Consider the following 7700-nt stretch of genomic DNA (forward strand, 5'->3'; position numbering starts at 1 on the left):
CGATGAAGGTCGAGGCGATCGCCGAACTGGCGGTGCTGGCCGCCACGTTCATCGCGGACCAGGCGGCGGCGGTGGCGACCCTGGGGCTGGCCGAGGCAGCTGAGGTGCTGGTCGTGGAGGCGGCCGAGAAGCTGATGGACTTCCTGGAGCAGCAGCTGGAGCAGTACATCATCGGGCAGGTGATCGAGGCCGCCATGGACCCGCTGGTGGAGGTGGTGGGGCGGGCCGTGACGGGGCTGGTGTTCCAGGCGGCGGAGTCGGCGCTCGGGGTGTCCGCTGGCACCGGAGGGGGCACCGGGTCGGTGGGTGAGGGCTTCTCGATCCATCCGGAGCAGATGCACGCGCACGCGGAGCTGATGCGCGGCCATGCCGAGACGGTGGCCTCGCACGCCGAGGCGTTCCGCACCAAGCTCGCGGGGGTGAGCTTCGAGTGAGCAACCAGATCGTCAAGGCCCTGGAGCACGGGGCTCAGAAAATGGGCAAGGCCATCGGTGAGGACGCCGGAAAAGCGGTCAAGGACTTCTACCAGGACACCGGAAAACGGCTGAAGAAGGTCGCGGAGAACCACGTCGAGAACGACGCCAAGCACGCCGCCGAAATGGAGAAGATCCTCAAAGGCGGCGGCAAGGAGGACCTGCCCGGTCCGCATGCCGGCGGCAGCGGGGCAGGGCGGACGTCCGGCGGAGGGCGGGGCCGCGAGCAGGTGGAGAACCCGCGCGAGGCGGGTCGGCCGCAGGAGTCGGTGTGCCCTGGCGGCGAGCCGGTGGACATGGCGACGGGCCGGATGTTCATCGAACAGATGGACCTGTCCCTTCCTGGCGCGCTGTCTCTGCTGTTCAAGCGTTCGTACGAGTCCGGCTACCGGGCCGGGCGCTGGATGGGCCCCCGCTGGGTCTGCACCTTCGACGAGCGGCTGGAAATCGACGCCGAGGGGGTGGTGTACCTCAGCGCGGACCGCACCGCCCAGGCCTACCCGCACCCCGCCCCCGACGAGGCGGTGCAGGCAACGGCCGGCGCCCGGCTGGACCTGAGGGCGGGCGCCCACGGTGGGGACTACACCCTGACCGACGCGTCCACGGGCCTGGTCCGGGAGTTCAGCGGCGGGCGCGACGGCGGGACGGCCCTGCTGACCGGGATCCGTGACCGGGCCGGTCATCGGGTCGACTTCGGCTATGACGCGGACGGTGCGCCGCTGAGCATGACGCACTCCGGCGGCTACCGCGTCCTGGTCGGCACCGACGCGGGGCGGATCACCGCTCTGCGACTGGCGGGGGCGGCCGAGGGCGGCGGCGACCTCCCGCTGACCGGCTACGACTACACCGGCGGGCACCTCAGCGCGGTGTACAACTCCTCCGGTCGGCCCCTGCACTTCGCCAACGACGCGCAGGGCCGGATTCTGTCTTGGACCGACCGCAACGGCACCCGCTATCTCTACACCTACGACGAGTTCGACCGGGTCGTCAACGAGGGCGGCGCCGACGGCTCGCTCAACTTCCGCTTCGAGTACGGCGATCCGGACCCGGCCACCGGTCTCAGAGTCCACTCCGAGACCAATGCCCTCGGCCACGTCACCCGTTATCAGGTCAACGAGCACGCTCAGATCGTCGCCCAGACCGACCCGCTCGGGAACACCACCTTCTTCGAGCGGGACGAGTACGACCGCCTGGTCTCCCGGACGGATCCGCTCGGCCGTACCGCCCGCTTCGACTACGACGGCGCGGGGGCGCTCATCGCCGTCACCCGCCCGGACGGCGAGCAGTCCACGGCCGCCTACTTCAGCGACGCGAGCCAGCCGACGCTGATCACCAGGCCGGGCGGCCGGACCTGGCAGCAGACGTACGACCAGGCCGGCCGCCGCACCTCGGTCAGCGACCCGGCCGGCGCGACGACCCGCTACGGCTACGACGAGTCCGGGCACCTCGCCTCCGTCACCAATGCCCTCGGTCACTCCACCCTCGTCCGGTGCAACCGGGCCGGCCTCCCCGTCGAGGTCACCGACCGGACCGGGGCCACCAGCCGGTACGAGCGTGACGCCTTCGGCCGTGTCACCGCCGTCACCGACCAGTTGGGCGGCGTCACCCGGCTGACCTGGAGCACCGAGGGCGATCTGGCCTCGTACGCGGCTCCGGACGGCAGCACCGAGACGTGGACGTACGACGACGAGGGCAATCTCCTCGCGCACACCGACCGGCTCGGCCAGGTCAGCCGCTTCGAGTACACGCCCTTCGAGGCCCTCGCGGCCCGTACCGCTCCCGACGGTACTCGTCTCACCTTCGACTATGACGCGCACATGCAACTCGTGGCCGTCACCAACCCTCTCGGGCAGTCCTGGACGTACACCTACGACGCTGCCGGACAGCTGATCTCGGAGACCGACTTCAACGGCCGGAGCGTCGACTATCAGCTGGATGCCGCCGGCCAGGTCGTCTCCCGTGCCAACCCGCTGGGCCAGCGGATCCAGTACGCCTACGACGTCCTCGGTCAACTGGTGGCGAAGACCGCGGACGCGGCGACGACCAGCTACGCCTACGACCTCGCCGGGCACCTGATCCGGGCCACCGGCCCGGACGCCGACCTGCTCCGCACCGTCGACGTCCTGGGCAACCTGCTCACCGAGACCGTCAACGGACGCACCCTCACCCACACCCGGGACGCGCTGGGCCGCCGCACCGGCCGCACCACCCCCAGCGGCCACACCAGCCTGTGGACCTACAACGAGGCCGGGCGCCGCACCTCCCTGACCACTCCCGGCGGCAGGATCGACTTCGCCTACGACGCGGCCGGGCACGAGTACGAACGCACCATCGGCGACCGCCTCACCCTGACCAGCGCCCGGGACAGTGAGCACCGCCTCACCAGCCAGATCCTCCGGTCCGAGCGGTCGGTGCTACAGCGCCGCGACTACACCTACCGCGGCGACGGCACCGTCACCGGCGTCGACGACCAGCTCAACGGTCCCCGTGCCTTCGACCTCGACGCCGCCGGACGCGTCACCGCCGTGCACGCCGCCACCTGGACCGAGAGCTACGCGTACGACCCGGTAGGCAACCTCACCGAAGCGGACTGGCCCACCACCGGCCCCGCCGAGGCGGCGGTCGGCGCCCGGACCTACGCCGGCACCCAGCTCGCCGCCGCCGGCCGCGTCCGGTACGAGTACGACGACGCGGGCCGCACCATGCTCCGCCAGGTCACCCGCCTGTCGAAGAAGCCCGCGAACTGGCACTACACCTGGGACGCCGAGGACCGCCTCACCCGCGTCATCACACCCGACGGCATCCGCTGGACCTACCTCTACGACCCCTTCGGCCGCCGGATCGCCAAGCACCGCCTGGCCGCGGACGGCGCAACCGTCAAGGAGCGGACGGAGTTCACCTGGGACGGCTCCACCCTTGCCGAACAGACGACCTACGCGCCCTCTCTCCCCGGCCCGTACACCATGAGCTGGGACCACCGGGGCCTGCACCCGCTCGCCCAGACCGAGACCGTCACGACGCCGGCGACCGCCGGCACCCCCCAGGACCAGATCGACCGCAGGTTCTTCGCGATCGTCACCGACCTCGTCGGCACTCCGACCGAACTCGTCGACCCGGCCACCGACACCATCGCCTGGCGGGCCGTCGCGACCCTCTGGGGCACCACCAGCTGGCCGGCCGACAGCGCCACCTACACCCCGCTGCGCTTCCCCGGCCAGTACTTCGACCCCGAGACGCGACTCCACTACAACCTCAACCGCTACTACGATCCCGAAACCGCCCGCTACACCACCCCGGACCCACTCGGTCTCAGCCCCGCTCCCAACCCCGACGCATACGTCCACAATCCGCTGACCTGGTGCGACCCCCTCGGCCTCATGCCGGACGCGACCGGCGACATCAAGAAGCAGCTGATGGCCCTGGGGAAGCAGCGGATCCAGGACGTCACGAGCGGCCTCGGCGAGGGCGACGACGTACCGGGCGCCTACACCGTGGGCCGCGACCAGACCACCGGTAAGATCTACTACGGCGAGAGCGGACCGGAAACCGGCCATGAGAAGGCCGTGACGGATGCGATGCCCAAGGAATCGCAGCTTCCAAGCGGACGCCCGCCGGGGGTGTGCGGCGAACCAAGGATGTTCACCAACGCGATCAAGGACGGCGCCGATCCCAAGAACGTCGATCTGGTGACCGTCAACCCCAAGGGCAAGAAATTCAAGATGTGCGGCAACTGCGGGACGTGGGTGCCCGACTTCGGAGGAGAGGTCCTGACAGGATGAACGACACCCCTGAGCGGCCTGCGGTACAGAGACTGCGGGACTCCCTCGCAGGAACCACCGCACGCCTCGAAGTCGGCCCGCTGGACGTCGATGATGCCTGCCACCAGTACGTCGAGGACGGCTTCGACGTCACCCCCCAGCTCCGCGAGTTTCTGGAGACCTACGGCGAACTCACCATCGTCTGGCCGTGGCGGCAGTGGGAGGAGGAGCTCACGACCGAGGCCGAGAGCGCCCTGGACGCCCCGCTGCGGAACGTACGCAACTACGCCAACCGCATCGGCCAGCCCGTTCTCCCGATCGGTGCCGTGTTCTCCAGCCGTGAGTACCTGTTGCTGGCGAAGAACGGCGACATCCTCTTCGCCGGAGACGCCGGGATCCAGCGAGTCGCCAACGGTTTCGAGAACGCGGTCCGCGCGCTCGTCAGCGGGGATTGGGACAAGACGTTCTTCTGAGGACGGAGGGACGTCGCGTTGCGCATGTGACGCAGGGCGGGCCGGACAGTCGGCCACGACCGCTCCGTCCTGTCATCGGCCGGATCTCGGTCTGGCTGTCCGTGGCTCGAACCGTGGCGCCGTGCCAGATCCGTGCCAGACAGGGCGGGGCATCACGGTCAACACCGGTCAGCCCGAGAAATCACGCAGCCATGCACATGTAGTCGTTTACGCAGGTCAGGACCCTATCCGGACCCGAAAGACCCGTGATTCCCAAGCTCAGAGCGCGGGTTCGATTCCCGTCACCCGCTCCACGACAAAGGCCCAGGTCACAGACCCGGGCCTTGTTTGTTGTCTAGACCTCTCTAAGCGTCTTGCACCAGATCCGCACCAGAAGGCCCGTCGCCCTCTTTGTTCGCGATCTTCTTCCGGTCGGCGCGTACCAGTGCGTCAATGCCGCCGGCGACTTCTCTCTGTCGCTCCACCGTCGAGTGCTGATAGAGAGCGCCGCCCGCTCCGAGGACTGCCCCGCGCGCACCATCGTGTCCTTCAAGGTCGCGCCGCTCTGCGTCGAGAGAGTGTGCCCGGTGTGGCGGAGATCGTAGAACCGGAAGCCGTCCGGCATGCCGACCCTGACCCGGGCCTTGTGCCACTTCCGCCCGAAGGTGGTCCGCCGGAACGGCGCGCCCCGCTCGCCGACGAAGAGCAGCCCATCCGGCTTCTTCTCCGCGAACCAGTCGAGATGCCGCCGCAGATCGGTGTGCAGGAAGGCCGGCAGGACGAGCAGCCGCTTGCCAGCCTCCGACTTGGTGGGCCCGGTCACCCGGTGGCCCATGGCCGTGGCCGGCGTAGGCCCAGTGGGCGAGCACGAGTGTGGTGACCTCGGGTGCGTCGTCCAGGTCGGGCAGGCCGAGCGCGGAGCGTTCTTGGCGGGCGCGGTAGTCCGCCCGGACCTGCCGCAGCGCCCCCAGGGTGGTCGAGTAGCGGCGGCTCTTGGTGGAGAAGTGGCCCCGGAAGCCGAGCATGTGAGCCCAGGCCCACAGCTTCCGGTCCGAGTAGTGCACGTCGAGGTCCCAGCACGCTTGGATCAGCCACCGGGCGTGATCGGGCAGCGCCGGGAGCTTGTCGAGTTCGGCGAGCTCGCCGAACCGGCGGTCTACGGTGCCGGTGGTCTCGGCTGCTTTGGTGGCGTACTTGGCCACGTACGCCGCTACCGCCTGCTCGGTGACCTCGCCGCGGTCGAAGGCCCCGATGGGCTGGACGTCGAGCTGGGTGCCCCAGCGCAGGACGCGGGCGGGGAAGGGTCCGGCGGCGGGCACGGGCACGGTCCAGTGTCGCCCAGGCCGGCGGCGGGGAGTCGGGGCCGTCCGGTCCGTCGAAGCGGATCACGGCATGGAAGTGCACGGCCCCGCGCTTTTGGTATTCGGCGACCTTGCCGAAAGAGATCCGGGCCTGTCGGCGGGCTTCGGCTTGGGTGAGTCCGGCGCGGGCGGCGATATCGCGGCGGAGGTAGATGGTGAAGTAGCGCCACAGGTCGGAGGCGTGGTTGTTCCACAGCACCGCCCCGGCGTAGTCGTAGGTCCCCGGGTCCAGGGCGGTGCCGAGGGCGGGGGCGTCCTCGGGGTGCTGGGCGCCGCAGCGGCAGCGGCCGGAGGCGGGGCGGTTGTGGACCGGGCCGAAGCTGGGGGCGGTGAGGGTGGCGAAGACCCGGGGGTGTTCGCGCACCGTGTGCGGCATGCCCTTGTCCGGGTCGCCGGTGAGTCCGGCGCGGATGAGGTGGTAGGTGTCTCCGGCGTAGGTCCAGGCGCAGGCGGGGCAGCGGGAGGCGCGGCGGTTGCCGCAGGCGACGCGGAGCCGGCCGCCGGGCTCGGCGTCGGTCGAGTAGGCGTGCAAGACATGGCCAGTAGCGCGGTCCATGGTCTTGGTGTAGCCGGTCAGGTGGATGGGGTCGGAGCAGCCGCCGGTGCGGCGGACCTGTTCGGTCCAGCGGTCGAGGCCCGGTTGCCCGGCCACCCGCAGGAAGTCCTGCCAGGTGACCGGATCCAGACCCGCCAGAGTCGCGGGGGCCCTGTTGGTCACAGGACCTCCAGCAGGGCGGAGGCGATCCACTGGGCAACGTTGGAGGGCACGGCGTTGCCTGCCTGCATGGTCTGCTCGCCGCCGTTGCCCAGCACGGTGTAGTCGTCGGAGAATCGCTGCCCGCGCAGGTGCTCACGCGGGGAGAGCATCCGGAAGTAGCAGTCCTCCAGGGCGATGTCCTGCGGCGGGGCGTCGGAGTGGAGGACCAGGCCCGCCGATTCGCGGGTGGCGATGGTGTGGAGCGGGTGGGCGGTGGTGGTCGGATGGCCCTTGCGGTAGGGGATGACCAGGCCGTGGTGGTTGCCCCCGGCGGTGATCGAGGCGAGCGGGTCACCGATGGCGCGGGTGGTGCTGCCGCCGCCCCGGTGCTCGGTGATGAACGGCCCCGGCAGCAGCAGGCCTTCGCTTTCGCGGGTCATGCGGGTCCGCATCGGCACCGTCACCGCGGTCGTGTCGGTGTTCCAACTGCCCCCGGTAGGCACGAGCATGGGCGGCACGGCGATGCCGTCACCGATGCGCACGGTGCGGGTGGCCAGCGGCGAGGAGTGGGCGGGGACGGCGCGGCCGTCGCCGGGGTCGGAGTGGTTGACCGTCACCACGGCGGGCACGCGGTGCTTCTCCAGCCCGAGCCGGATCTTGCGCAGGGTCGAGGCTGCAAGCGGGCCCCTGCCGTGGTGGGGGCGGTCGCCGATGCGGATGCCGATGTCGGTCCAGTCGATCGCCGACGCCGCCGGACGCACATACGGCTCGACGATGCGGTGGCCGCAGGTGGCGCCGTTGGGGCACCGGTAGTCGTACTGCTGCGCCCGCCACGCCCACCTGGTCCCGGACCTGCCCGCACGCGCCCACACATGGATAGGCCCGAAGGCATGAGGCGAGACCCGAGCCGGGGCCGGTCGGCTCCGAGACTTTAAGGTCCGTCCCTTGGGACGAGCCTC

3 protein-coding genes and 3 pseudogenes are annotated in these 7700 nt (G+C 70.4%); 3 read left to right on the top strand and 3 right to left on the bottom strand.

Annotation, left to right across the window (positions count from 1 at the left end; all coding sequences use genetic code 11):
* From EFK10_RS45675 to EFK10_RS45685, 3 genes and pseudogenes are all read left to right on the top strand, one after another.
* Window positions 1-434 (top strand): annotated as a pseudogene (locus EFK10_RS45675) (hypothetical protein); the annotation flags it as partial.
* Complete coding sequence (locus EFK10_RS45680; protein ID WP_127361532.1) at window positions 431-4252, top strand: DUF6531 domain-containing protein; 3822 nt, start codon at window positions 431-433, stop codon at window positions 4250-4252. The pseudogene EFK10_RS45675 and the gene EFK10_RS45680, both read left to right, overlap by 4 nt.
* Complete coding sequence (locus EFK10_RS45685; RefSeq protein ID WP_127361533.1) at window positions 4249-4704, top strand: SUKH-3 domain-containing protein; 456 nt, start codon at window positions 4249-4251, stop codon at window positions 4702-4704. Before EFK10_RS45680 ends, EFK10_RS45685 begins: the two co-directional genes overlap by 4 nt.
* A gap of 344 nt (window positions 4705-5048) precedes the next feature.
* Here the strand turns inward: EFK10_RS45685 and EFK10_RS45690 are convergent.
* The 3 genes and pseudogenes from EFK10_RS45690 to EFK10_RS45700 form a co-directional block, all read right to left on the bottom strand.
* Window positions 5049-5515, bottom strand: a pseudogene (locus EFK10_RS45690) (tyrosine-type recombinase/integrase); the annotation flags it as partial.
* A pseudogene (gene repSA, locus EFK10_RS45695) lies at window positions 5511-6762 on the bottom strand (replication initiator protein RepSA); the annotation flags it as partial. The pseudogenes repSA and EFK10_RS45690, both read right to left, overlap by 5 nt.
* The gene (locus EFK10_RS45700) at window positions 6759-7613 is read right to left on the bottom strand and encodes a DNA cytosine methyltransferase (protein ID WP_127361534.1); all 855 of its coding nucleotides are present in this window, start codon (window positions 7611-7613) and stop codon (window positions 6759-6761) included. The gene EFK10_RS45700 and the pseudogene repSA, both read right to left, overlap by 4 nt.
* Window positions 7614-7700: the final 87 nt, after the last annotated feature.

The organism is Streptomyces soli, assembly GCF_003999195.1.
GTDB classification, from domain to species: domain Bacteria; phylum Actinomycetota; class Actinomycetes; order Streptomycetales; family Streptomycetaceae; genus Actinacidiphila; species Actinacidiphila soli.